Source organism: Sphingomonas sp. PP-CC-1A-547, from assembly GCF_003610375.1.
Lineage (GTDB): Bacteria > Pseudomonadota > Alphaproteobacteria > Sphingomonadales > Sphingomonadaceae > Sphingomonas.
Genome location: NZ_RAPZ01000012.1, coordinates 360577 through 383342, shown reverse-complemented (window position 1 = coordinate 383342; position 22766 = coordinate 360577). Strand labels below are relative to the sequence as shown.

The 22766-nt window shown below is 66.5% G+C and carries 28 protein-coding genes; 10 read left to right on the top strand and 18 right to left on the bottom strand.

Annotation, left to right across the window (positions count from 1 at the left end; all coding sequences use genetic code 11):
- Positions 1 to 151 precede the first annotated feature (151 nt).
- Genes ftsE through C8J39_RS12740 form a run of 4 tightly spaced genes read left to right on the top strand, consistent with a single transcriptional unit; the run spans position 152 to position 2974 of the window.
- Positions 152 to 868: a cell division ATP-binding protein FtsE gene (gene ftsE / locus C8J39_RS12755; RefSeq protein WP_056064191.1), complete on the top strand. Its 717-nt coding sequence runs from the start codon at positions 152 to 154 to the stop codon at positions 866 to 868.
- The gene (locus C8J39_RS12750; RefSeq protein WP_310793825.1) at positions 865 to 1764 is read left to right on the top strand and encodes an ABC transporter permease; all 900 of its coding nucleotides are present in this window, start codon (positions 865 to 867) and stop codon (positions 1762 to 1764) included. Before ftsE ends, C8J39_RS12750 begins: the two co-directional genes overlap by 4 nt.
- The gene (locus C8J39_RS12745) at positions 1761 to 2297 is read left to right on the top strand and encodes a YdcF family protein (protein ID WP_120300793.1); all 537 of its coding nucleotides are present in this window, start codon (positions 1761 to 1763) and stop codon (positions 2295 to 2297) included. Before C8J39_RS12750 ends, C8J39_RS12745 begins: the two co-directional genes overlap by 4 nt.
- On the top strand, positions 2294 to 2974 hold the full coding sequence (locus C8J39_RS12740) for a 1-acyl-sn-glycerol-3-phosphate acyltransferase (RefSeq protein WP_120300792.1): 681 nt from the start codon (positions 2294 to 2296) through the stop codon (positions 2972 to 2974). Before C8J39_RS12745 ends, C8J39_RS12740 begins: the two co-directional genes overlap by 4 nt.
- 139 nt (positions 2975 to 3113) lie before the next feature.
- Here the strand turns inward: C8J39_RS12740 and C8J39_RS12735 are convergent, their stop codons facing one another.
- Together C8J39_RS12735 and hisC are read right to left on the bottom strand one after the other, a co-directional pair.
- Positions 3114 to 4022: a prephenate/arogenate dehydrogenase family protein gene (locus C8J39_RS12735; protein ID WP_120300791.1), complete on the bottom strand. Its 909-nt coding sequence runs from the start codon at positions 4020 to 4022 to the stop codon at positions 3114 to 3116.
- Complete coding sequence (gene hisC / locus C8J39_RS12730) at positions 4022 to 5131, bottom strand: histidinol-phosphate transaminase (protein WP_120300790.1); 1110 nt, start codon at positions 5129 to 5131, stop codon at positions 4022 to 4024. The genes C8J39_RS12735 and hisC overlap by 1 nt, the downstream gene beginning before the upstream one ends.
- 270 nt (positions 5132 to 5401) lie before the next feature.
- On the opposite strand from hisC, the gene C8J39_RS12725 reads away from it, so the two are divergent.
- The 4 genes from C8J39_RS12725 (at position 5402) to C8J39_RS12710 (ending at position 8060) form a co-directional block, all read left to right on the top strand.
- Positions 5402 to 6553, top strand: coding sequence for a homoserine O-acetyltransferase (locus tag C8J39_RS12725; protein WP_120300956.1), 1152 nt, complete (start codon positions 5402 to 5404; stop codon positions 6551 to 6553).
- Positions 6550 to 6984, top strand: a complete 435-nt coding sequence (locus tag C8J39_RS12720) for a GNAT family N-acetyltransferase (RefSeq protein ID WP_120300789.1) — start codon at positions 6550 to 6552, stop codon at positions 6982 to 6984. Before C8J39_RS12725 ends, C8J39_RS12720 begins: the two co-directional genes overlap by 4 nt.
- Entirely contained in the window at positions 6981 to 7580 is a 600-nt protein-coding gene (gene metW, locus C8J39_RS12715) for a methionine biosynthesis protein MetW (protein ID WP_120300788.1), read from the top strand. Before C8J39_RS12720 ends, metW begins: the two co-directional genes overlap by 4 nt.
- A 93-nt stretch (positions 7581 to 7673) precedes the next feature.
- A complete protein-coding gene (locus C8J39_RS12710) occupies positions 7674 to 8060 on the top strand; it encodes a response regulator (protein WP_120300955.1) in 387 nt (128 codons plus the stop codon).
- Here C8J39_RS12710 and C8J39_RS12705 read toward each other — a convergent pair.
- From C8J39_RS12705 to C8J39_RS12680, 6 genes are all read right to left on the bottom strand, one after another.
- Positions 8050 to 9549: a sensor histidine kinase gene (locus C8J39_RS12705; protein WP_120300787.1), complete on the bottom strand. Its 1500-nt coding sequence runs from the start codon at positions 9547 to 9549 to the stop codon at positions 8050 to 8052. The two genes, C8J39_RS12710 and C8J39_RS12705, sit on opposite strands and share 11 nt — an antisense overlap.
- A gap of 38 nt (positions 9550 to 9587) precedes the next feature.
- Positions 9588 to 10181, bottom strand: a complete 594-nt coding sequence (gene ssb / locus C8J39_RS12700) for a single-stranded DNA-binding protein (protein WP_120300786.1) — start codon at positions 10179 to 10181, stop codon at positions 9588 to 9590.
- A gap of 8 nt (positions 10182 to 10189) precedes the next feature.
- The gene (locus C8J39_RS12695; RefSeq protein WP_120300785.1) at positions 10190 to 12064 is read right to left on the bottom strand and encodes a ferrous iron transporter B; all 1875 of its coding nucleotides are present in this window, start codon (positions 12062 to 12064) and stop codon (positions 10190 to 10192) included.
- A 9-nt stretch (positions 12065 to 12073) separates the two neighbouring features.
- Entirely contained in the window at positions 12074 to 12349 is a 276-nt protein-coding gene (locus C8J39_RS12690) for a FeoA family protein (protein WP_056487822.1), read from the bottom strand.
- A gap of 128 nt (positions 12350 to 12477) precedes the next feature.
- Positions 12478 to 13131 carry a COQ9 family protein gene (locus C8J39_RS12685; protein ID WP_120300784.1) on the bottom strand — a complete coding sequence of 218 codons (654 nt, stop codon included), beginning with the start codon at positions 13129 to 13131 and terminating at the stop codon, positions 12478 to 12480.
- Positions 13128 to 14120, bottom strand: coding sequence for a DMT family transporter (locus C8J39_RS12680; RefSeq protein WP_120300783.1), 993 nt, complete (start codon positions 14118 to 14120; stop codon positions 13128 to 13130). The genes C8J39_RS12685 and C8J39_RS12680 overlap by 4 nt, the downstream gene beginning before the upstream one ends.
- Positions 14121 to 14171: 51 nt before the next feature.
- Between C8J39_RS12680 and C8J39_RS12675 the strand changes: the two genes are divergently transcribed.
- Positions 14172 to 15260 (top strand): alkene reductase, encoded by a 1089-nt coding sequence (locus tag C8J39_RS12675; RefSeq protein WP_120300782.1) that lies wholly within the window; start codon positions 14172 to 14174, stop codon positions 15258 to 15260.
- A gap of 128 nt (positions 15261 to 15388) precedes the next feature.
- Complete coding sequence (locus C8J39_RS12670; protein WP_243649976.1) at positions 15389 to 15883, top strand: hypothetical protein; 495 nt, start codon at positions 15389 to 15391, stop codon at positions 15881 to 15883.
- A 7-nt stretch (positions 15884 to 15890) separates the two neighbouring features.
- Here the strand turns inward: C8J39_RS12670 and C8J39_RS12665 are convergent, their stop codons facing one another.
- The 10 genes from C8J39_RS12665 to C8J39_RS12620 form a co-directional block, all read right to left on the bottom strand.
- On the bottom strand, positions 15891 to 16265 hold the full coding sequence (locus C8J39_RS12665; RefSeq protein WP_120300781.1) for a hypothetical protein: 375 nt from the start codon (positions 16263 to 16265) through the stop codon (positions 15891 to 15893).
- A gap of 164 nt (positions 16266 to 16429) precedes the next feature.
- Positions 16430 to 17245, bottom strand: a complete 816-nt coding sequence (locus C8J39_RS12660; RefSeq protein ID WP_120300780.1) for a DUF1206 domain-containing protein — start codon at positions 17243 to 17245, stop codon at positions 16430 to 16432.
- 404 nt (positions 17246 to 17649) lie between these two features.
- Entirely contained in the window at positions 17650 to 17847 is a 198-nt protein-coding gene (locus tag C8J39_RS12655) for a DUF4169 family protein (RefSeq protein WP_120300779.1), read from the bottom strand.
- Positions 17840 to 18385 carry a GNAT family N-acetyltransferase gene (locus tag C8J39_RS12650; protein WP_120300778.1) on the bottom strand — a complete coding sequence of 182 codons (546 nt, stop codon included), beginning with the start codon at positions 18383 to 18385 and terminating at the stop codon, positions 17840 to 17842. The genes C8J39_RS12655 and C8J39_RS12650 overlap by 8 nt, the downstream gene beginning before the upstream one ends.
- Positions 18382 to 18804 (bottom strand): 6,7-dimethyl-8-ribityllumazine synthase, encoded by a 423-nt coding sequence (ribH, locus tag C8J39_RS12645; protein WP_120300777.1) that lies wholly within the window; start codon positions 18802 to 18804, stop codon positions 18382 to 18384. Before ribH ends, C8J39_RS12650 begins: the two co-directional genes overlap by 4 nt.
- Positions 18804 to 19958, bottom strand: a complete 1155-nt coding sequence (gene ribB / locus C8J39_RS12640) for a 3,4-dihydroxy-2-butanone-4-phosphate synthase (RefSeq protein ID WP_136188794.1) — start codon at positions 19956 to 19958, stop codon at positions 18804 to 18806. Before ribB ends, ribH begins: the two co-directional genes overlap by 1 nt.
- Positions 19942 to 20553 carry a riboflavin synthase gene (locus C8J39_RS12635; RefSeq protein WP_120300775.1) on the bottom strand — a complete coding sequence of 204 codons (612 nt, stop codon included), beginning with the start codon at positions 20551 to 20553 and terminating at the stop codon, positions 19942 to 19944. The genes ribB and C8J39_RS12635 overlap by 17 nt, the downstream gene beginning before the upstream one ends.
- Complete coding sequence (gene ribD, locus C8J39_RS12630; RefSeq protein ID WP_183037992.1) at positions 20553 to 21512, bottom strand: bifunctional diaminohydroxyphosphoribosylaminopyrimidine deaminase/5-amino-6-(5-phosphoribosylamino)uracil reductase RibD; 960 nt, start codon at positions 21510 to 21512, stop codon at positions 20553 to 20555. Before ribD ends, C8J39_RS12635 begins: the two co-directional genes overlap by 1 nt.
- Before the next feature lie 20 nt (positions 21513 to 21532).
- On the bottom strand, positions 21533 to 21880 hold the full coding sequence (locus C8J39_RS12625) for a hypothetical protein (RefSeq protein WP_056064121.1): 348 nt from the start codon (positions 21878 to 21880) through the stop codon (positions 21533 to 21535).
- Positions 21881 to 21935: 55 nt separating this feature from the next.
- The gene (locus C8J39_RS12620; protein WP_120300774.1) at positions 21936 to 22598 is read right to left on the bottom strand and encodes a TonB family protein; all 663 of its coding nucleotides are present in this window, start codon (positions 22596 to 22598) and stop codon (positions 21936 to 21938) included.
- Positions 22599 to 22766: the final 168 nt, after the last annotated feature.

Genomic DNA, 22766 nt, shown 5'->3' with positions numbered 1-22766 from the left:
AGCGGCCGCCGGAGCGCGACCGTATCTCATGCCGAATAAGCACGCGGCCCGCATATGTGGCAAGCTTGAAGCGGCGCGCGCTTTCATGCGAAAGCGCCGATACGGGCATTGGCACGGGCATCAAGCGGGCGAGAGCGGGCGCAACCACGTCATGGCGAATATCGTCCAATTCGAAAACGTCGGGCTTCGCTACGGCACGGGCCCTGATGCAGGGCCAGAGACGCTGGCGGACCTCAGCTTCACGCTGCGCAGCGGCGCGTTCTATTTCCTGACCGGTGCGAGCGGCGCGGGGAAAACCTCGCTGCTCAAGCTTCTCTATCTCGCACAGCGCCCGACACGCGGCGTGATCCGGCTGTTCGGCGAGGACGCGGTGGTGTTGTCGCGCGATCGGTTGCCCGGGTTTCGGCGGCGGATCGGCGTGGTCTTCCAGGATTTCCGGCTGGTCCCACATCTGTCGACCTGGGACAATATCGCGCTGCCGTTGCGTGTGGCGGGGATGCCAGAGGCGGACATCGAGCAACCGGTGCGCGAGATGCTCGCCTGGGTCGGGCTGACCGAGCGTGCGGATGCGCGGCCGGCAACACTATCGGGCGGCGAGCAGCAGCGCGTCGCGATCGCCCGCGCGGTGATCGCGCGCCCCGAGATCCTGGTCGCGGACGAGCCGACCGGCAACGTCGATCCCGACATGGCCGAGCGACTGCTGCACCTGTTCGAATCGCTCAACAAGCTGGGTACGACCGTGGTGGTCGCGACGCATGACTTCCATCTGCTCGGGCGGATCCCGGGGGCGCAGATGATGCGGCTCGATCGCGGGCGATTGCTCGATCCGACCGGTTCGCTGCGCTATCCACCGACGCGGCCCGAATGATGAGTCGCGGCACCAAAGCCCGGTCGTCGGCCGAACGCCGCGTGCTCGACGAAGCCGGTGGCCTGCGCGCGATGACGTGGGTGATGGCGATCATGTTGTTCCTGACGATGCTCGCGGCGGCCCTGGGACTGGCGACGGCCGGCGCGGCGCGGTTGCTGGATCGGCAGCTCGTTGGGCGGTTGACGGTGCAGGTCGTCGATGGCGATCCGATCCGCCGTAACGCGGTTGCTGCTCGAGTGCTGGCTGCGTTGAAGACGATGCCGGCGGTCGCGACCGCGACACCGGTCGATCGCGCCGAGCTTACCCGGCTGCTGCAACCCTGGCTCGGGTCCGATGGCGCGGACCCGCAATTGCCCGTGCCCGCGATGATCGACGTCGACCTCGCCAACCAGGACAAGTCGGCCGCCACGCGGGTCGCGACCAGTGTCCGCCGCCTGAGCCCGATCGTCCGCGTCGACCGCCACGAAAGCTGGATGTCGCCGGTCAACGACGTGATGCGCTCGCTGACGTTTCTCGCACTGGCGCTGGTCCTGCTGATGGCAAGCGCGACCGCCGCGGTCGTCGTGCTGGCCGCGCGCGCGGGGCTGGAGACGCACCGCGAGACGATCGCGGTCATGCACATACTCGGCTCGACCGATCTCCAGGTCGCGCGGCTGTTCCAGCGGCGGATCGCGCTCGACGCGACCATCGGCGGACTCGGCGGCGGTGTCGCGGCGTTGCTGGTGGTCGCGTTCGTCGGCATCCGGTTGCACGGACTGGGTTCGGAACTGCTCGGCGGGGTGACGCTGGGCGGAGTCGACTGGGTGGCGCTGGCGATACTGCCGATCGCGTTCGTCGTCCTCGCCACGCTCGCCGCCCGTGTGACGATCGTTCGCGCGCTGAGGCATATCCTGTGATCGTCCGGCTGTTCGGCATCATGGCGCTCGCCTGGGCGTTCGGGTTCGCGCTGTTCATGCTGCTGCTGCCGAAACCGCTCGACGGGTTCACCTCGGATGCGATCGTCGTGCCGACCGGCGGGGCAGGGCGGATCGATCGCGGCATCGCGCTGCTCCGCGATCACCAGGCGAAGCGGATGCTCGTGACGGGAGTCGCGCCGGGGGTGCGGCCGATCGATCTCGCGCTTGAGTATCGCACGTCGCCCGCGTTGTTCGCGTGCTGCATCGATCTCGGCGCGGACGCGGTCGATACGCGCTCGAACGCCGAGGAAACCGCGCAGTGGGTGCGCGTGCACAAATACCGGTCGGTGCGGCTGGTGACCTCGGATTGGCACGTCGCGCGCGCCCGAATGGAACTGGCGGCGGCGCTCGACAGGAACGTCGTGATTCTCGGCGACGGGGTGCCGGGGACACCGCGCCTCGGGACCTTGGTCAACGAATATAACAAGTTGATCCTTCGCCGGATCGCATTGTGGATTGGATTTGGCGGATGATCTGGCTGCGCAACTGGGCGTTCATGCTCGTTTTCTACACGATCTCGGTGCCGATCGTGGTGACCGTGCCGATCTCGGCGCTGTTCGGCTCGCGCGCGGTAATCGTGCATTCGACGATCTGGACGCGCTTTCACCGCTGGTGCGCACGCGTGATCCTCGGCGTTCATATCCGCGTGGAAGGGACGCGACCGACCGAGCCGGCGTTCTACGCATGCAAGCACCAGGCGATGTTCGAGACGCTCGAGTTGCAGCGTTTGCTCGACGGCCCCGCGATCGTGTTGAAGCGCGAACTGGCGGACATCCCGGCCTGGGGCTGGGCGGCACGGCGCTACGGCGCGATCGTCGTCGACCGCGAGGCTTCGGCCAAGGCGATGCGGAACATGATGCGCGAGGCGACCGCGGCGAAGGCGACCGGACGCTCGATCCTCATTTTTCCGGAAGGGACGCGGGTATCGCCGGGCGAGCATCCGCCGCTGAAGCCGGGGTTTGCCGGGCTGTATCGTGCGCTGAAGATGCCGACGGTGCCGATCGCGTGCGACAGCGGGCTGGTGTGGCCGAAAAAGGGGCCGAAGCTGCCGGGTGTGATCACTTTCCGGTTCGGCGAGGTGGTGCCGCCGGGCCTGCCGCGCGAAGAGGCGGAGCAGCGAGTCCATGCGGCGATGAACGCGCTGGACTAGACCAAACCGTCGACCACCCCGGCGAAGGCCGGGGCCCAATTGGGGGACGTTTTTAATGTGCGTTGCTCGCGGTTACTCGAGCCTACCCAATTGGGCCCCGGCTTTCGCCGGGGTGGCGTTTAGGTAAGTTGAGCGCCGCTCAACCGTGCGTACGCCCGAAATCCTGGACGTCGTCGTCCTGCCCCTGCTCGACGATGCTCCGCCGGATCGCCCGAGTCCGCGTGAACAGGTCGAACAGCGCATCCCCATCCCCCCAGCGGATCGCCCGCTGGAGATGGCTCAGATCCTCCGAGAAGCGCTGCAACATTTCCAGCACCGCCTCGCGGTTGTTGAGGAAGATGTCGCGCCACATCGTCGGGTCCGACGCGGCGATGCGCGTGAAGTCGCGGAAACCGCCCGCCGAATATTTGATGACCTCAGACTGCGTCACTTCTTCCAAATCGCCCGCGGTGCCGACGATCGTGTAGGCGATCAGATGTGGCAGATGGCTGGTGACGGCGAGCACGCGGTCGTGATGCTCGGGCGCCATCGTCTCGACCTGCGCGCCGAGCCTGCGCCAGAATTCGGAGACGCGCTCGACCGCGACCGGGTCGGCGCCTTCGGGCGGCGTGACGATGCACCAGCGGTGACGGAACAGCGTTGCAAAGCCGGCTTCGGGGCCGCTCCGCTCGGTGCCTGCGACCGGGTGCGCGGGGATCACGGTTGCGTTCGGTAGCGCTTCGGTCAGCGCGCGGACGATCTCCGCCTTGCAGCTGCCGACGTCGCTTACGACCGCATCCGCCGGCAATTCGGCCGCGAACTCGGCAGCAACCTCACCCATGATGCCGACCGGCACGCACAGGATCACGAGATCGGCGTCGATCACCGCCGCCCCTGCCGAGCTCGCGACATCGTCGCAGAACTGTAGCCGGTCCGCGGTCTCGCGCACGTTCGGATCGGCGTCGTAGCCGGTGACGCGCACCGTCGGCATCGTCGCCTGGATCGCGCGCGCTACCGACGAGCCGATCAGTCCCAGCCCGATGATCGCGACGCGCGCGAACGGCAGCATCAGGCGGCTTCGACCAATGCACGCAGCGCCGCGGTGACGCCGCGCGTTTCTGCCTCGGTACCGATTGTGATGCGCAACGCGTTGGGCAGGCCCTGGCCCGGCAGCCAGCGGACGATGTAGCCCGCGTCCATCAGCCCGTGATACGCGGCGTCGGCGGTCAGACTGCCCTCGAACAGCACGAGCACGAAGTTCGCCTTCGACGGCACGGCACGAAGCCCGGCATTGCCCATCTGCGCGATCTGCTCGACGAACCAGCCGCGCCACGTGTCGTTATGCGCGCGCGTCGCATCGACGAAGGCGGTGTCGCCGATCGCGGCGACCGCCGCCGCTTGGCCTGCCGTCGTAACGTTGAACGGCGCGCGGATGCGGTGCATCGCGTCGATGATCGGCGCGCAGGCATAGCCCCAGCCGATCCGCTCAGCGGCGAGCCCGTGGATCTTCGAGAAGGTCCGCGTGACGAGCACGTTCGCCTCGGTCATCGCCAGTGCGAGGCCGGCATCGTCCTCCTCGGGCGACAGATATTCGGCATAGGCCTGGTCGAGCACCAGCAGCACAGACTTCGGCAGCCCGGCATGCAACCGCGCGATTTCGGCGCGCGGCGTGAAGGTGCCGGTCGGGTTGTTCGGGTTGGCGACGAACACGACGCGGGTGCGCTCGGTGACGGCGGCGAGGATCGCGTCGACGTCGGTCGCATAGTCGCGGTCGTCGACGATCACCGGCTCCGCCCCCACCCGGCGCGTTGCGATCTCGTACACTGCGAAGCCGTAGCGGACGTGGATGATCTCGTCGCCGGGGCCCGCATAGGCGCCCGCGACCAGATGTAGGATCTCGTCCGAGCCGGTGCCGTAGATGACGCGCGCCGGATCGAGGTCGTAATGCGCCGCCAGCGCCTCGCGCAATTCGACCGCGCCCGCATCCGGATAGCGTTCCAGCGTGCGGTCGGCAGCGTCGAATGCGGCCTTCGCGGCGGGGCTGGTGCCGAGCGGGTTCTCGTTCGACGACAGCTTGATCACCGTGCGGCCATCATCGGTCGTCGAGCGACCGGGCGTGTACGGCGCGATCCCCAGGATCCAGGGCTTCGGCGCAGGGGCGGGCGTGATGTTTGTCATGGCCGCGGGACATAGCGGGCGCGGTGGCGCGGTGGCAATCTTTGTGCGTGGCAAGGACGGCGTTCACGATCCTCCCCCGCCAGGGGGAGGTGGCGCCGAAGGCGACGGAGGGGGAGGACACGGAGCAGCTGGTTTCCTTTCCGCCCCCTCCGTCTGGCAAGCGCCAGCCACCTCCCCCTTGCGGGGGAGGATCCAGGAACGCCCGCTTCGCATCACCACGGGACCACCACCGCGCTGGCATGACGATGGCCCCCTATGGTAGCGCGCGGCATGCTCGAAACGCCTGCCATCGACCCCAGCATCGGCCACGACACCGACCAGCGCTTCGGCCTTGCGCGGCGCGTCACATTGCCGGGGCCGCTGCGGCTAGACGGTGGCGTCCTGCTGTCACCGGTCGACATCGCCTACGAGACCTACGGCACGCTCGACGCCGATGCGTCGAACGCCATCCTGATCTGCCACGCGCTGACCGGCGATCAGCACGTCGCCTCGCACCACCCGCGTACCGGCAAGCCCGGCTGGTGGACGCGGATGGTCGGCGAGGGCAAGCCGATCGACCCTGCGCGCCACTTCGTCGTCTGCGCCAACGTGCTCGGCAGTTGCATGGGGACGTCCGGCCCCGCGACGATCAACCCGGCGACCGGACGCCCCTGGGCGATGAGTTTCCCGGTCATCACGATCCGCGACATGGTGCGCGCGCAGGCGATGCTGCTCGATCATCTCGGCGTCGGCGTGCTCCACGCAGTGGTCGGCGGATCGATGGGCGGAATGCAAGCACTGAGCTGGCCCGCGACCTTCCCCGACCGCGTGAAGGCGTGCGTCGTGATCGCTTCGACGGCGCGTCATACGGCGCAGAACATCGCGTTCCACGAAGTGGGACGGCAGGCGGTAATGGCCGATCCGAACTGGCGTGGCGGCGAGTATCATGACGACGACGCGCCGACCGCGGGGCTCGCGGTCGCGCGGATGGCGGCGCACATCACCTATCTGTCGGAGGCAGGGCTGACCGAGAAGTTCGGCCGGCGGCTCCAGGCGCGCGACGCCAAATCGTTCGGGTTCGACGCGGATTTCCAGGTCGAGAGCTATCTGCGTCACCAGGGGCTCGCCTTTACCGACCGGTTCGACGCGAACTCGTACCTCTACATCACGCGGGCGATGGATTATTTCGATCTCGCCGAGGAACATGGCGGATTGCTCGCCAATGCGTTTCGCGCGACTAAATCGCGCTTCTGCCTCGTCAGTTTCGACACCGATTGGCTATATCCGACTGCAGAATCGCGCGCGATCGTCCAGGCCTTGAACGCAGCGGGCGCACCGGTCAGCTTCGTCGAGCTGTCGAGCCCGTATGGCCACGACGCGTTCCTGCTGAAGGCGCCCGATCTCAACCGGGTGGTCGACGGCTTCCTGAGGGCCGGCCGATGACGCTCATTCTATCCGACGACGCGAGCCGGTTGCAGGTCGATCGCATCCACGCATGGCTCGCGACCAGCTATTGGTCGCCGGGGATCGAGCGCACGCTGGTCGAACGCGCGATCGCAGGCTCGCATTGTCTCGGTGCGTACCAGGACGATGCGCAAGTCGGCTTTGCGCGGATGATCACCGATCACGCCACCTTCGCGTGGCTCGCCGACGTGTGGGTCGAGGAGTCGGCGCGAGGGCAGGGGCTCGGCCGACGGATGGTGAGCTGGTTCCTCGAGCATCCGTCGTTCGCCGGGTTGCGCAGGTTCGGGCTCGTCACCGCCGACGCGCACGGCGTGTATGCGGACCTCGGTTTTCATCCGCTGGTACGCGCCGATCGATACATGGAGAGGCTCGCTCCGGGCCTCGCCGAGCAATTGCGGAGCGCGCCATGACGCCCCCTGAGACATTGCGCACCGACCTGGCCGTTATCGCCCAGAACGTCGCGCAGGGCAGTCGCGTACTCGACATCGGCTGTGGCGACGGCGCGCTGATGGCGGCGTTGCGCGATACCCGCGACGTCGACGCCCGCGGGCTGGAGATCGATGCGCACAACGTGGCCTCTGCGGTCGCGCGCGGCCTGTCGGTGATCCAGGGCGATGCCGATATCGACCTCGCCGGCTATCCCGACGCGAGCTTCGACTACGCGATCCTCAGCCAGACGCTGCAGACCGCACGCGCGCCCGATCTCGTGCTCGATCACCTGTTGCGGATCGGCCGGCGCGCCTTCGTCAGCTTTCCGAATTTCGCACACTGGCGCGTGCGGTTGTCGCTGCTCTGGGGCGGGCGGATGCCGGTGACACGGCAGTTGCCCGAGAGCTGGTACGACACGCCGAACATCCATCACGTCACGATCGACGATTTCCGTGCCTTCGTGAAAGCGCGTGGGATCACCGTCGAGAACGCCTGGTTCTTGTCGGGCGAAAAGCGCACCGGTGCCGGGGGTGCCAACCTGCTCGCCGAGCATGCGGTATTCCTGCTGCGACGGTAATCGTTTGTAAGAGTTGGACCATATCGGGACGAACCGTTGATCCAAATCACCAAAATTGCGGAACCGATCGATGGGCGACTGGTTACTCCGCCGATGACCAAGACCGCCCTCATTGTCGAAGACGAGATTTTCGTTGCACTAGATCTCGAGAGAATTCTGATGGATGCTGGTTACGGCGTCGCGGGGATCGCGGCGGACCGAGACAGCGCGATCGCGGCGGCGCCGGGTTGCAACTTCGCGTTCGTAGACATCAACCTGCGCGACGGACCGACCGGGCCGGAGATCGCCAAGCGGATGGCGCAGGATTACGGCGTCAAGGTCGTGTTCGTGACTGCCAACCCTGCGCAGATCGGCGATGCGGAGTGCCTCGGGTACATCCGCAAGCCGTTCAGCGACGCAGCGATTTTGGCCGCGGCGGCGTTGGCCTGCAACGACGATCCTATCGCCCATGACGACGTGATTCGGGTAGCTAACGGCTGAACGCAGCTTTCGGGATCGTCAGGTCGACGATCAGCCCCTCGTTATTCCAAGTCCGACTCACGCTACCACCCAACTGGCGTACGGCGCTCATCTCGATCAACTGTGTGCCGAAGCCCGCTGGCGTCGTCGGCGTCGTGACGGACGGGCCACCCTGCTCACACCAGTTCAGCGCCACCGTCTCGTCGTTGGCCGTGACAGTGATCCGAACCGTGCCGAGTTCGGTCGCCAGCGCCCCGTATTTCGTCGCGTTGGTCGCAAGCTCGTGGAACATCAAAGCAAGCGGCGTGGCCGAACGATCGTCGATGCTGACGTCGTCGCCCGTCACGCTGATACGCGCGCCGTCGATCCGCTGATACGGTTCGAACAATTCCTGCAACAGGCCGTGCAGGCTGTTCTGCGCGGCAGCCGGACGCGAGTTGGCGCTGTGCGGGCGGACGAAGTCGTGCGCGCGGCCGAGCGCGTTGATCCGGTGACGCAAATCGGTCGCGATCCCCGCGAACTCGGGCTTCCCCCGCGCGGAAAACGCGATCAGCCCGGCGATCACCGCGAAGATGTTCTTGATGCGGTGGCTCAGCTCCTGGCTGATGATCTCGCGCTCTTCATAGGCGAGTTTCTGTTCGTGGATGTCGGTGCACGTCCCGAACCAGCGCTGGATCGCACCGCTTTCGTCGCGCACCGGCAGCGCGCGCCCTAGCACCCAGCGATACGTGCCGTCGAAATGCCGCAGCCGGTATTCGATGTTGTAGGGCTCGCCGGTTTCGAGCGACTGGCGCCAGATCGCCCAGGCGCGATCCTGGTCGTCGGGATGGAACATGTCGTTCCAGCCTTCGCCATCGGTCGTTCCGACGGGCGTGCCGGTGAACTCGTACCAGCGCGCGTTAAAGTAATCGTGGAAGCCGTCGGGCAGCGTCGACCACACCATCTGCGGCATGGTGTCGGCAAGCGTGCGGAACTTGAGGTCGCTCGCCTCGAGCGTACGACGCGCCTCCGCCTCGGCCATCGCCTGTTCGCGCGCGGTGCGGCGATCGTCGAGCCGGCCCATTGCTGCCTTGGCGAGCAGCGTGAGGCCGTCACGCTGGAACCGGGTCAGGCCTTCGCGGGGCTCGTTCGCAAGCACGCAGAGTGCGCCCAGCGGCACGCCCTCGCTGGAGACGAGCGGCGCGCCGGCGTAGAACCGGACATACGGCTCGCCCGTCACCAGCGGGTTATCGACGAAACGCGGATCGGCCTGCGCGTCGGGCACTTCCATCACTTCGTGATGGTGCATCGCGTGCGCACAGAACGACATGCTGCGCGGAGTCTGCTCCAGGTCGAAGCCGGTCCGCGCCAGGAAACGCTGATATTCCTCCTCGACCAGGCTCAGCAACGCGACCGGGGCGCCGCACAGCTCGGCTGCGAACGCCACGATATCGTCGAGCTGGCCCTTCGCACGCGCACCGGCTACGTCGTAGGCCGAGATCACGCGGGAGCGCTCGGCCTCGTCGAACATGGCGGTCTTAGGAACGGAATACAGCGTCGTCACGGCAATCAGAACGGCACGTCGTCGTCGAGATCGTCCGAGAAGCCGCCGGTCTGGCCGAAGCTGCCACCGCGTGCGCCGCCACCACCGGAAGGCGCGCTGCCGCCACGACCACCGCCACCGCCGCCGTAACCGCCGCCGCCGCCCGACGAACCACCGCCGAAGTCGTTGCCGCCGCCACCGCCGGCCCAGTCGTCGCCACCGCCGCGGCTACCACCGCCGCCGCCTGCACCACCGCCTGCGCCGCCGTTCGGACCGTCGAGCATCGTCAGCACGCTGTTGAAGCCCTGCAGCACGATCTCGGTCGAATATTTGTCCTGACCCTGCGCGTCCTGCCACTTCCGGGTCTGGAGCGCGCCTTCGATATAGACCTTCGAACCCTTGCGGAGATACTTCTCGGCGACGTTCGCGAGACCTTCGTTGAAGATCGCGACCGAATGCCATTCGGTCTTTTCCTTGCGCTCGCCCGACATCTTGTCCTTCCAGGACTCCGATGTCGCGATGCGCAAATTTACGACCTTGCCGCCGTTCTGGAACGCCTTGCTCTCCGGGTCGCGCCCCAGATTGCCGACGATGATGACCTTGTTGACGCTGCCTGCCATGATGCCCCTCAGAGGCCGGCGAACACCGCCAGCCAGTATGTAATGCCAGCCATGATGTAGGCGGCGGCGAACAAATAGCCAACCATGAAGGCAGGCCATTTCCAGCCATTTGTCTCGCGGCGGGTTACGGCGATCGTCGAAATGCACTGCGGCGCGAACACGAACCACATCAGGAAGGCGAGCGCGGTGGGCAGGCTCCAACGACCGCGGAGGTTCTCGATCATCGCCTTGCCGCCCTGGTTGCTGTCGGGATCGTCGATCGCATAGACGGTGCCGATCGCGGCGACCGCAACTTCGCGTGCGGCCATCGCCGGGATCAGCGCGAGGACGATGTCGCGGTTGAAGCCGATCGGTGCGAAGATCGCCGCGATGCCGTTGGCGATGCGCCCGGCGACCGAATAATCGACCGCCGAGATCTTGGGCGCGCCAGCGGGCTGCTCTGGAGGCTTGGGGAAGCTCAGCAGCACCCACAGGATGATCGTCGAGGTCAGGATGATCCCGCCGGCGCGCTTCAGGAAGATCTGCGCGCGGCTCCACAGGCCGATGCCGACGTCGCGCCACTGCGGCCACTGGTATTTCGGCATCTCCATCATGAAGCCCGACGACACGCCCTTGGTGACCGTCCGGCGCAGCACCAGCGCCGCGACGAACGCGCCGACGATGCCCATCACGTACAGCCCGAGCATCACCAGCCCCTGCAACCCGACGAACGGCAGCACCTGCGTGTTCGGGATGAAAGCACCGATGATCAGCGTGTAGACCGGCAGCCGCGCGGAGCACGTCATCAGCGGCGCGATCAGGATCGTCGTCAGGCGGTCCTTCTCGTCGTCGATCGTCCGCGTCGCCATGATGCCGGGGATCGCGCAGGCGAAGCTCGACAGCAGCGGGATGAACGCGCGGCCCGACAGCCCGACGCTCGCCATCACCCGGTCCATCAGGAACGCCGCGCGGACCATGTAGCCGCTCGCCTCGAGCACGAGGATGAAGAGGAACAGGATCAGGATCTGCGGCAGGAACACGATCACCGCACCGACGCCGGCGATCACGCCGTCGACCAGCAGCGAGCGGAGCAGCGAATCGGGGAGTTCCGCGGTGATGAACCCTTGCAGCGCGGTGAAGCCCGCGTCGATCGCATCCATAAACGGCTGTGCCCAGCTGAACACCGCCTGGAACATCAGGAACATGATCGCGAGCAGCAGGATCGGCCCGGCGACCGGGTGCAGCGCGACCGCGTCGAGCATGTGCGTCCAGCGGCGGACCTGCGTCTCGGAGACAGTCGCAGACGTCGCGATCTGGCGCGCGCGGCGCTGTAGTGTGACGATGTCGTCCTGCACGCTGCCATCCGACTTCCGCAGGCGCATCGGGCCGTTGACGACGATGGCGGACAGCGCCGCCTTCAGCTCATCGAGGCCACGCTTGCGCACCGCGACGGTCGGGATCACCGGCACGCCGAGTTCGCGTTCGAGCATCTTGGGATCGAGCTTCAGGCCGTCGCGCTCGGCGAGATCGACCATGTTGAGCGCGACGACGACCGGCAGGCCGAGCGCGATCAGCTGGAGCGTGAAGCGGAGATGGTTGTCGAGATTGGCGGCATCGACGACGACGACCAGTGCGTCGGGGAGGCGCTCGCCGTCCTGCGTGCCGGTGACGACATCGCGAGTCACGCGCTCGTCGGGGGAGGAGGGTTCGAGGCTGTACGCGCCCGGCAGGTCGACCAGTTCGATCGGCCGGCCGTCGTCGAGCATCAGCCGCCCGACTTTCCGCTCGACCGTGACGCCGGGATAATTGCCGACCTTCTGGCGCGCACCCGTCAGCGCATTGAACAGCGCGCTTTTGCCGGCATTGGGATTGCCGACCAGCGCAACCAGCGGTGCTGCGTTCATTTTAAAGGATTATTCAGCCGCGGCAGGCATTGGCGAGACGTGGATCGCGCCGGCAACGGCGCGGCGGAGCGCGACAGTCATCCGGCCGATCCGGCAGGCGATCGGGCCCTGGCCCAGCGTCGCGCGGTGCAAAACCTCGACATCGACACCCTCGTCGAAGCCCAGTTCGCGCAACCGGCGCGCCTCGGGATCGGCAAGTCGTGCCCATTCGATCGCGGCAACGATGCCATGCTGCTTGCGAGGCAGCGTTTCGAGGCTGACGGAACGATCGGGGCGAGTGTCCATGATGCGAGTGATTATCAGTAACGTCCGGGGAAGGGAAGCCCTAACCGTCGTTGGTTACGACCGCCTCGACGCCTCGCCATCCGAATGAAAAGCAGAAGACAGAGGTACTTAGCCGAGTGTTGGAAGCTTCAGGCAGTCGGATAGCGCAGGCGGCCGACGAATCGCGACAGGCTGAAACCGTGTTCGGTGCGCTTGAGGAACCCTGCCTTGGCCTTCTCGAACTGCATGATCCCGTTGATCCGGCGACCGAGGAACGCGCGGGTTTCCGCCAGACCTTCGCTTTCGTCGTCGAGGAACACCGTGATCGTCGACGCGTACACGCCGAGCAGGATCGTCCGCTTGGTATAGTAATTATAGTCGGTCGCGACGTCGCCGGCGGCACGCCAGATCGTGTCGACCGTCCGCCAGCCAAGCCGTGTCGCCTTCGCCAGGTTCTGCGGGAGCGCGAGGATCGCCAGCGCGCGCCGCAGCGACTCGCGATCGATCGATGTCGCGTCGAGCCGTGCCTCGACCAGCGCGGTGATCTTCTCACGGATCTTCATCAGCGCGAGCCGCTCGGGCGGCACCGCGGCCAGCATCACGCCATCGATGTGCGCGAACCACGCGTCGATCATGTCGACTGGACCGTCCTTGAACGCGAGCGCGGCGATGTCGGTGTCGATCCCCTCGGCCTGCGCGGCCATGTCGCGCGCGGCGTCGCTCCAGCCGTCGAACGCCGCGTTGGCGGCGATGCCGGGGGCGAGCTTTGCGCGGATTTCGTCGAGCGTAAGGTCCTGGGTCATACCGTCTCCTGCCGTTCAAAATCATGCGTATCAAGCGCGTCTTCAAGGGGGACTTCCGGGGGAGGTCCCCGGCGGACGAGCACCAGCGCGACCGCCACCATCACGACGCCGACCAGATCCGCCGCGCCGAGCCGCTCGCCATACACCAGCCAGCCGACCACGCCCGCGACCACCGGCTGGATCAGCAACGCGATCCCGATCACCAGCGGCGAGAAGCGGCCGAGCGCATAGATCATCAACCCCTGGCCGAGCACCTGGCTGCACAGAGCGAGCCCGATCAGCGGCCCCCACTGCGTCGGCATCACCCGCTCGCCCATCGCCAGCGCGAACACGAGCAGCGGCACGATCCCTGCCAGCGTCGATAAAGTCAGCGCGGAGAGCGGCGCCAGCGTCGCCCGCGCGCGCGCCATCAGGATGAAATAGACCGTGTAGAGCAGCCCCGCGAGGATGCAGAGCAGGTCGCCCACGAGGTTCTTCGCATCGAGCTGATAAGAACGCCCGAGCAGCAACGCAGCGCCCGTCGCCGCCAGTACCAGCGCCCATCCCTGAGTCCGCGTCGGCCACGTCTTCGCGATCAGGAAGCCGTAGATCGGGAAGATCAGAGTCGCCGCGTTGCCGAACAGCGTCGCGTTGGCGAGCGTCGTGCGCCGGATGCCGAGATGCCACGCGCCGAGATCTGCTGCGAAACATACGCCGCCGACGATCAACCCGATCCACACGCCGCGGCTCAACCGGGTCGGCCGCGCGCCCTGCTGGACCGCCAAGGCGATCAAGAACGGCACGGCAAGGGTGAGCCGCCAGAACCCTGCGGCCACCGGCCCTACTTCGGTCGCACGCACGAACCACGGCCCGAACGCTAGCGCAACGTTCGCCACCACCAGCGCCGCGAAGGCGATAAGCCCCGGCGCGGCAACACTTTGCGCGGCCGGCGTCAAACCGTGCGCCGTATCGGGCACGCTAGATAATCTTTGCGGGTCGGGGCGATGCATGCCGCCCTGTAGCCTCCTATCTTCCGCCCGTCAGGCCAATAAGGAGCCCCCATGCCTAGCCTTTTCGATCCGATTACCCTTGGTGCCGTCGAAGCGCCGAACCGCATCATCATGGCGCCGCTCACCCGCGGGCGTGCCGACAGGGATGCGGTGCCGTCCGACATCATGGTCGAGTATTACACGCAGCGTGCGAGCGCCGGCCTGATCATCTCGGAAGCCACCGGCATCAGCCGCGAAGGTCTCGGCTGGCCGTTCGCGCCGGGTTTGTGGACCGATGCGCAGGTCGCCGCCTGGAAGCCCGTCACCGACTCGGTTCACACCGCCGGCGGTCGGATCGTCGCGCAGCTGTGGCACATGGGTCGCCAGGGCCACTCGTCGGTGTACGAAACGCAGCCCGTGTCGTCGTCGGCGACCGCGACCGAAGGCCAGGCGCACACGTTCGAAGGCAAGAAGGATTTCGAGGTCGCGCGTCCGCTCGATACCAACGAGATCCCGCGCCTGCTAGCCGACTACGAACTGGCGACCAAGAACGCGCTCGCGGCCGGCTTTGACGGCGTGCAGATTCACGCGGCGAATGGCTATCTGATCGACCAGTTCCTGCGCGACAACGCCAATTTCCGCACCGACGAATATGGCGGCTCGATCGAGAACCGCGTCCGCCTACTGCGTGAAGTCGCCGAGCGCGTGATCTCGGTTGCCGGCGCCGACCGCGTCAGCGTCCGCCTGTCGCCGAACGGCGATTCGCAGGGTGTCGACGACAGCAACCCCGAGGCGCTGTTCACTGCCGCTGCCAAGGCGCTGTCCGATCTCGGCATCGCGTTCCTCGAACTGCGCGAGCCCGGCCCCGACGGTACCTTCGGCAAGACCGACGTGCCGAAGCTCAGCCCGGCGATCCGCAAGGCGTTCAACGGCGTGCTGATCGTGAACTCGGACTACACGACCGTCGAAGAAGCGCAGGCCGAGCTCGATTCGGGCAATGCCGACGCGATCACCTTCGGTCGCACGTTCATCGCGAACCCCGACCTGCCCGAGCGCCTGCGCACCGGCGCACCGCTCGCACAGGACGATGCGAAGACGTGGTACAGCCAGGGCCCCGAGGGCTACATCGACTACCCCGCGCTCGAGACCGTGAACGCGTAACGGCTGAAAGACGCTCGATCCTCCCCCACAAGGGGGAGGATCGTCAGGGCCCTGGTCACCGATGACGCCATGGCCTAGCAGCGCGCTTCCGCGCTCTGGGTAGCGTACCGGTGACGACAGGATATCGAATGACCGACGGCTGGCCGAGCGGCGGCAGGGGAACGGGGCCGCTCATGCCCGGTACCGCCGACCGGGCCGCAAAACGCGCGGAGGAGCGTGCCAACGGCCGCGAGCAGCGCGCAAAGGAGCGGCTTGCCGCGTCTGAACAGCGATCCGAATCGCGCGCCGCCCAACGTGATCTCCAGTCCCAAGAGCGCGAACACGCCCGCGAAAGCCGGCGGATCGAGGAGGATCAGCGGATCAAGGCGCGGCTCGATGCGCCGCCGACCAACGACGTCGAGGCGCTGAAGATCTCGAAGCGCCGCCGCTCGGGCGCGCTTGCGCGGAGTGGCGAAGAGACGAAGAAGGTGCGCGATACTCGCAATTACACCACCATCGTCGATCCGAAGCGGATACGGACCTTGGCGGATCGCGGTGCGTCGCTGTCGGCGCTCGCGGGGGCGTTCGGTATCAGCGTCGAGGAGGTCGAGGCGGCTTTGCTGGAAACGGCCAGCGAAGGCTGACCGCGACTCAGGCGTGCGGGTGATCCCCGGCCAGCCACGCCTTAGCCTCGTCGATATCAAGGAACGTCCGGCAGTTCTCGGCCTTCAGATAGCGTTCGGTCTGAAGCTTGGCCAGATGCGACGCCACCACCGCGGCGATCGGTGCGGACGTCACCTTCAACGCCTTGGGCATCATCGCCTCCAGCGCATCGACGACCTTCAACGGCTGGATGGCGGCCTTTCGCAGGTCGGCGAGCACGACGAACCGGCCGTGATACAGCCGCGCTGCCGATCCCCGAGCGAGCAGCTCTGCCGAGAACGCCGCCGTCGTCGCGACCGACCAGAACCCCTCGGTGACGATGTTGAGTGTCTTGGTCGGGACGTCGAAGCTGATCGTGTACATGACGATCTCCGTAACGTCCGCGGCTTAACGATCCCCTGATGCACCCGTGATCTTTTGCCGCTGGCTATCATTGTCGTTCTTCCGCGAGGGCAGGAGCCAAGGACACGAACGCCATCGTTGGCCCCCCGCCTTAACGGGGAGGGGACATGGGAGAGAAGAAAGCTCTAATCGGTACCCGGCAGGTCGACATGGATCCGGCGGAAGCGCGCCTCGACCAGACTGTACGCGCCGAACAGCGCCAGCCCGATACCGGTCAGCGCGAGCAACCACTTGCCGCCCGGTTGCGATTGCAGCCGTTCCAGTGCCTCGGCCACGCCGCCCGCGTCGCTGGCATGCGCGGTCCATGCAGCTAATCCGAACAGCCCGGCGACGATTAGGAACACGAGCGCCCGCGCCCCGTAGCCGATCCTCCCCATCGTGCAGACATAACCGGGCGCGGGAGCGTCGCCACGCAGATCGTGGATGAAGTCACCGCGCCACGCCTTCTGCGCCTGCTGGAAGGCGGCGACCAGTACGCCGACTGCGACGGCGCCGACCAGAACACGTCCGGCCGGTTGGTCGAGTAGCAACGCGGTCCAGTCGCGCGCACTCTCGTCCCCGGGTGAGACGGCGGCGTCGCGCGATCCGGTCTTCATCGCGAGCTTGGCGGCTGTCCAGGCGAGAATCAGATGCGCGATGCCGCTGACGACGTGGCCGATCCGCTTGAGGCTGCCCTTGACGTCGCTGCCGATCTGCTCGGGGTTCGCTGCGGCCTCCGTCAGTCGCCAGACCGCGTAGCCGAGCAGGCCCGCGGCGACGATCGCGAGCAGCACCGGGCCGAACGCCTCGTCCGCCATCGACCCGATCGCGCCCTGATTGTCGGCGATCTCGCCACCGCGCAACGCCGCGTCGACCGCGAACCAGCCGACGAGAATATACACCACCCCGCGCGCGGCGAAGCCGAGTTTGGCGAACAACGTCGCATTCGCATCCGAAATCATGAGCGCCCCTTTGTTACGGAGGCATAACGGCGCGGCGGGCGTGACGTTCCTATGGTGAGGCAGTTGAGGACAGTTGGCTCAACTCCTGAGAATCTTGTTTCCCCGCGAAGGCGGGGATCCAGTCTGGGCTCCCGCCTTCGCGGCAGAACAAGGAAGGCATCATGCCGCACAACTACCGACACGTACTTGCTCAAAGGACATCGGCACCGTGATTGTTGCGGGCGGCGCGGCCGACCTGCCTTCGGTTCCGGCAAAGCTATCACGATTTTCGCAATTCTAGGGCGCAGACTTGATCGATCCTTCCTGTGGCGGGTCAGGATCGTAAATCGAACGTTGGTTCAGTCTGACGCTGCCAAGATAAGGGGCCCCGGGACGACCTTGCTGTCGGAAGGATGAAGGCGAGGTTATTCCTCGAACGTGTCGGAGGTGGAATCGAGCCTCGCGCCGTCGAGCGCCCTCTCGATCCGAGTCTTCGCGGCCGCGTCCGCAGCCTGCTGCGCCGTGGTCCGCCCGAACAGCTTGCGGTTCCGATCCGCCGTCGACGAAGCCTCGTCACGAGCCCGCCGTTTTCGGACGAGCCGCAGGTTGATCACGTCACCCACGGCCTGCTCTCCGCGCCCGCCAGTCGGCGGCGCTCTGGCCCCAATCGTCTACCGGCAGCGATTCGAGCGGCGGGGGAAGTGTCGTTGGGCCGCGGTTGGTCGACCCGAGCCGCCGCGCGAGTGCGATCGACTCGGCGTTGTCGGGTGCGATGGTGTGGATGATGTCGGTCCAGCCGAGCACATCCACCGCATAGTCGATCGTTGCCGTCGCCGCCTCGCGTGCGAACCCGCGACCGGCGAACTGCGATGCGAGTCCCCAGCCGATTTCCGTTCCCGGCCAGTCTTCGGGCTGCCACGGGCCGACGCGGCCGATCCATTCGCCGGTATCGCGCAGCGTCACCGCGAACATCGAGAAGCCGCGAATGCTCCACGCACCCGCCATCGCGCAAAGACCGCGCCAGGCAACGCTGCGCGACTGAACACCACCGAGATGGCGCATCGTGACGGGATCGACGTGGAACGCATACCACGCCTCGGCATCCTCCGGTCCCAAGGGCCGGAGCAACAGGCGCTCCGTCAGGAGCACCGGCGCGGTCATGCGATGAAGCGGTCCTTGAGCGCGAGCATCGCCAGCGCCGCGTTCGCCGCGCCACCGCCCTTGTCGCCTTCGGTGGGCTTCGCGCGGGTCAACGCCTGCGCCTCGTTCTCGGTGGTCAGGATGCCGTTGCCGACGGCCAAGCCGTCCATCGTCAGCTGCATGATCCCGCGTGCGCTCTCGCCCGCGACGATCTCGAAATGATAGGTCTCGCCGCGGATCACGACGCCAAGCGCGACATAGGCGTCGAACGTCTCGCTCTCGGCCGCCAGCGCGATCGCGCCAGGGACTTCGAGCGCGCCGGGCACGGTGATCGTCTCGTGCGTGTGGCCGGCGGCTTCGATCGCGGCCTTCGCGCCTTCGACCAGCAGGTCGTTGAGGTGATCGTAGAACCGGGCTTCGACGATAAGGAGATGCGCCATCAGTTGCTCTTTTCGGTGTTCAGGGAGGCGATCGGGCGCTCGCCGACGATTGACAGGCCGTAGCCGTCGAGGCCGACCAGCGTGTGATGCGTGTTGGTGATCAGCACCATGTCGTGGACGCCGAGTTCGGTCAGGATCATCGCGCCGACGCCGTAGTCGCGCAGTTCCTCCATGTCCGGGGTGATCTCCGCGCCCGCCTTCTTCATCACGGCCGAGGTGAAGGTGTTGCTGCGCGGCCGGTTGATGACGACGATCACGCCAGCGCCCTCGTCCGCGATCATCTGCATCGATCGCGCGAGAATACGACCGCGATCGCCCGATTCGCCGAAGATGTCCGCGAACGGCGACAGCGCGTGCATGCGGACCAGCGTCGGCTTGGCGGGGTCGATCTTGCCCTTGACCAGCGCGACCTGCTCGGTGCCGGTCGCCTTGTTCCAGAATGTCAGCGCGCTCCAGTCGCCACCCCATTCGGAGGTAAACTTGGCCTCGGCGCGCTTCTCGACGAGGTGATCGTGGCGGCGGCGGTACGCGATCAGGTCGCGGATCGTGCCGATCTTGACGTTGTGGAACTGCGCGAAGGTGACGAGGTCGTCCATCCGCGCCATCGTGCCGTCTTCGTTCATGATCTCGCAGATCACGCCCGAGGGGTTGAGCCCGGCGAGCCGCGCGACGTCGACCGCAGCCTCGGTATGGCCGGCGCGGATCAGCACGCCGCCGTCGCGCGCGACCAGCGGGAAGACGTGGCCGGGGGTGACGATGTCCGGCTTGCCCTTGGTCGCATCGACCGCCACCGCGATCGTCCGAGCGCGATCGGCGGCGGAGATGCCGGTGGTGACGCCTTCGAGCGCCTCGATGGACACGGTGAACGCGGTCTCGTGACGAGTGCCGTTGTTGCGGCTCATCAGTTCGAGCCCAAGTTCCTCGGTCCGCTCCCTGGTCAGCGCGAGGCAGATCAGGCCGCGACCGAACTTCGCCATGAAGTTGATCTTCTCAGGGGTAGCCATCTGCGCGGGGATGACGAGATCGCCCTCATTTTCGCGGTCCTCGTCGTCGACCAGGATGAACATCCGGCCATTGCGCGCCTCGTCGATGATCTCTTCGGGGCTCGACAGATAGCCGTGCTTGAGACGGGCTAATTCAGCTGGCTTTGACACGGTAATGCTCCATGCGTTGGAGATAGCGGGCGAGGACATCGATCTCGATATTGACCGACTGCCCCATCTGGATCGTCCCGAGCGTGGTGACCGCCCAGGTATGCGGGATGATGTTGAGGCCGAATTCGACCTCCCCATCGATGTCTTTGACGCTGTTTACCGTGAGCGAGACGCCATCGACCGTTACCGAACCCTTGGGTGCGATGAACGGCGCGATGTCGGCGCCAGCGCGGATGGTGACGCGGTGCGAGCCGCCTTCCTCCGCGAGCGCGACGACGGTGCCGAGGCCGTCGACGTGGCCCGTGACGATATGGCCGCCGAGTTCGTCGCCGAGCTTCATCGCGCGTTCGAGGTTGAACTTTCGGCCTTCAGTCCACTGATCCTTGGCGGTACGGCTGATCGTCTCGCCGGAGACGTCGACCGCGAACCAGTTCGGGCCTTTATCCACGACGGTCAGGCAGACGCCCGAGCAGGAGATCGACGCGCCGAGATCAACGGTGGCGGTATCATAGGCGGTGCTCACGACTACACGCGTATCGCCGGGCGATTCCACGGTTGTGACGGTGCCGATGTCGGTGACGATTCCGGTGAACATTATGCCTCGTTTCGTTCGCGCTCGTAGACCTCGAGCCGGTCCATGCCAAGTTGCCGCGCATCGACGATCGCCCACCGACCATGTGCTTGGGCCAGGTCTGTGAGGCCGATGTCGCGGAGTGCAGGCTTGCCGCCGCCGATCAGGATCGGGGCGCGGTAAAGGAGGATGCGGTCGACCAGATCGGCCGCGAGGAACGCTGACGCTACGGCCGCGCCGCCTTCGACGAGGATGTGGTCGACGCGGGGAAGGGTAGCGACGTTCTGCGGCGCAGCGATGACGGTCCAACCGGGCAGGTCTTCAGCGGTCGAAGATAAAAGCACGCGCATCGGTCCGCGAGCTTCCAGCCCTGGTAGCCGCACGTCGAGTCGCGGCGCATCGGCGTCATACGTGCCGCGCCCGACGAGGATCGCTTCGTGCCGACTCCGCTCGAGATGCGCGTGGGCGCGGGCTTGCGGGCCGGTGATCCAGCGGCTCGATCCGTCCGCCATCGCGATGCAGCCGTCGAGCGATGTTGCAAGCTTCAGGGTGACGTGCGGGCGGCCGAGCGCCTGCCGGGTGAGAAAGCCGGCCATCGAACGTCTAGCTTCGTTCGCGCGAACGCTGCGCGTCACGGCGATGCCAGCGGCCTCCAGCCGGGCAAAACCCTGCCCTGCCGTTCGTGCATCGGGATCTTCGAGCGCGGCAACGACACGCGCAACGCCTGCCTCGATCAGCAGGTCGCTGCATGCAGGCCCGCGCGGAGACTGATGTGCGCACGGCTCCAGCGTCACGTAAGCCGTAGCCCCCCGAGCCTCCGCGCCAGCCTCGGCCAGCGTCATCGCCTCGGCATGCGGACGTCCGCCAACCTGCGTCCAGCCGCGCCCGACCACCCGGCCTTCGAGCACGATCACGCAGCCGACATTGGGGTTGGGCGCGGTTCGACCTCGGCCTCGTTCGGCGAGTGCCAGCGCAGCGCCCATCCAGCGCGTGTCGGCCTGGGTCAGATGCCCATGGCCTTCAGCTTGTCGTCCAGCCGCTTGAACGACTCGCGTTGCGCGTCCTCGCGGGCCTTCTGCTCGGCGACCGCCTTGGCCTTGATCGGTGCGTCGATCTTCTGCTGAGCTTCGATCTGCGCATCGGTGCGATCGGCGGGCCATTGCTCGACGTAGATGATCTTCGGACGGTACTCCTTCTCGACGTACGAGTCCTTCATGAACGCGTAGATCAGGAAACTGGTGACGCCGAGCGCGGCCACGAGAAAAAACAGCTCGTACGGCCGGCGCTGGCTGAAGAAGAGCCGCAGGTCCTGATATGCCGCGATCGGCGAGAAACGACTGAAAAAGCCCATGCGCGCCAAGATAGGGGGGCGGAGCCAGCTAGGCCAGCCCCGCGCCCCTCAAGCTTTAGTTCTGGAGGACAAACGTCAGCGCCATCGATCGCCATGCTTCGATCGGAACGCCGTCGCGTGTGGCCGGCTTGAACCGCCATTTCGCCAGCGCCCGGTCCAGCGTCGCGCGGTAGAACGCGTCGGTGGTCGCGCTGACCCGCTCGACCTGTTTCACGCGACCGTCGATGCCCACGAGTACGCGCACCACGACGCGACCCTCGCGTTCGGCGCGACGTTCCTCAGACGGGTAGCTCGGCTGGAATTCGGCGGCATAGCGCGGGTCGATCCTGGGCTGGACGAACAGCGGCGGCAGTTTCGGCGGATCGACCGCGACGGTGCCCGTTCCGGTACCTTCGACTCCGATCGGCGGCGTGTAGGGCAGCGGATCGGGGGCGACCGTGAAGCCGGTTTGCGGTATCTGCACTACCGTAATTGGTGCGTCGGGACGCGGGGCGGGGCGCGGTTGCTGGCGGATCAGAGGATCGGCGGGCGGCACCGGCTCGGGCGGCGGTGGCGGGGTGTACGGCACGTAGGTGACGAGCGGTTTGTCGGGCACGAACGGCAGCACGTTAGGCGCTGCGAAGAACAAGGCTCCGATCACCGCGCAGTTGATCGCCAGCGCGACGCCGAGGCTCCCGGGATTGAATCCGCCCGTCCGGTTCAGTCGATCCGCGTACATTACCGTCTCCTTTGTATCTCCTCGAGGATGGCGGCGAGATAGGTACCGCCGGACGCGATGGTACATCATTACATTTGCGGGGCAAGGGGTCTGGAGGCGGTGCGTCGGGCACAAAATGGTCCGTGAAGATCATTGGACGCGAATTACGGGGGTGGACGAGCGCTGCTA

Excerpts from the sequence above, each read along its gene's own strand:
- ftsE (WP_056064191.1), top strand. The coding sequence starts at position 152 with ATGGCGAATATCGTCCAATTCGAAAACGTCGGGCTTCGCTACGGCACG.
- C8J39_RS12750 (WP_310793825.1), top strand. The coding sequence starts at position 865 with ATGATGAGTCGCGGCACCAAAGCCCGGTCGTCGGCCGAACGCCGCGTG.
- C8J39_RS12740 (WP_120300792.1), top strand. The coding sequence starts at position 2,294 with ATGATCTGGCTGCGCAACTGGGCGTTCATGCTCGTTTTCTACACGATC.
- C8J39_RS12735 (WP_120300791.1), bottom strand. The coding sequence starts at position 4,022 with ATGCTGCCGTTCGCGCGCGTCGCGATCATCGGGCTGGGACTGATCGGC.
- hisC (WP_120300790.1), bottom strand. The coding sequence starts at position 5,131 with ATGACAAACATCACGCCCGCCCCTGCGCCGAAGCCCTGGATCCTGGGG.
- C8J39_RS12725 (WP_120300956.1), top strand. The coding sequence starts at position 5,402 with ATGCTCGAAACGCCTGCCATCGACCCCAGCATCGGCCACGACACCGAC.
- C8J39_RS12720 (WP_120300789.1), top strand. The coding sequence starts at position 6,550 with ATGACGCTCATTCTATCCGACGACGCGAGCCGGTTGCAGGTCGATCGC.
- metW (WP_120300788.1), top strand. The coding sequence starts at position 6,981 with ATGACGCCCCCTGAGACATTGCGCACCGACCTGGCCGTTATCGCCCAG.
- C8J39_RS12710 (WP_120300955.1), top strand. The coding sequence starts at position 7,674 with ATGACCAAGACCGCCCTCATTGTCGAAGACGAGATTTTCGTTGCACTA.
- C8J39_RS12705 (WP_120300787.1), bottom strand. The coding sequence starts at position 9,549 with ATGTTCGACGAGGCCGAGCGCTCCCGCGTGATCTCGGCCTACGACGTA.
- ssb (WP_120300786.1), bottom strand. The coding sequence starts at position 10,181 with ATGGCAGGCAGCGTCAACAAGGTCATCATCGTCGGCAATCTGGGGCGC.
- C8J39_RS12695 (WP_120300785.1), bottom strand. The coding sequence starts at position 12,064 with ATGAACGCAGCACCGCTGGTTGCGCTGGTCGGCAATCCCAATGCCGGC.
- C8J39_RS12690 (WP_056487822.1), bottom strand. The coding sequence starts at position 12,349 with ATGGACACTCGCCCCGATCGTTCCGTCAGCCTCGAAACGCTGCCTCGC.
- C8J39_RS12685 (WP_120300784.1), bottom strand. The coding sequence starts at position 13,131 with ATGACCCAGGACCTTACGCTCGACGAAATCCGCGCAAAGCTCGCCCCC.
- C8J39_RS12680 (WP_120300783.1), bottom strand. The coding sequence starts at position 14,120 with ATGCATCGCCCCGACCCGCAAAGATTATCTAGCGTGCCCGATACGGCG.
- C8J39_RS12675 (WP_120300782.1), top strand. The coding sequence starts at position 14,172 with ATGCCTAGCCTTTTCGATCCGATTACCCTTGGTGCCGTCGAAGCGCCG.
- C8J39_RS12670 (WP_243649976.1), top strand. The coding sequence starts at position 15,389 with ATGACCGACGGCTGGCCGAGCGGCGGCAGGGGAACGGGGCCGCTCATG.
- C8J39_RS12665 (WP_120300781.1), bottom strand. The coding sequence starts at position 16,265 with ATGTACACGATCAGCTTCGACGTCCCGACCAAGACACTCAACATCGTC.
- C8J39_RS12660 (WP_120300780.1), bottom strand. The coding sequence starts at position 17,245 with ATGATTTCGGATGCGAATGCGACGTTGTTCGCCAAACTCGGCTTCGCC.
- C8J39_RS12650 (WP_120300778.1), bottom strand. The coding sequence starts at position 18,385 with ATGACCGCGCCGGTGCTCCTGACGGAGCGCCTGTTGCTCCGGCCCTTG.
- ribH (WP_120300777.1), bottom strand. The coding sequence starts at position 18,804 with ATGGCGCATCTCCTTATCGTCGAAGCCCGGTTCTACGATCACCTCAAC.
- C8J39_RS12635 (WP_120300775.1), bottom strand. The coding sequence starts at position 20,553 with ATGTTCACCGGAATCGTCACCGACATCGGCACCGTCACAACCGTGGAA.
- ribD (WP_183037992.1), bottom strand. The coding sequence starts at position 21,512 with ATGGGCGCTGCGCTGGCACTCGCCGAACGAGGCCGAGGTCGAACCGCG.
- C8J39_RS12625 (WP_056064121.1), bottom strand. The coding sequence starts at position 21,880 with ATGGGCTTTTTCAGTCGTTTCTCGCCGATCGCGGCATATCAGGACCTG.
- C8J39_RS12620 (WP_120300774.1), bottom strand. The coding sequence starts at position 22,598 with ATGTACGCGGATCGACTGAACCGGACGGGCGGATTCAATCCCGGGAGC.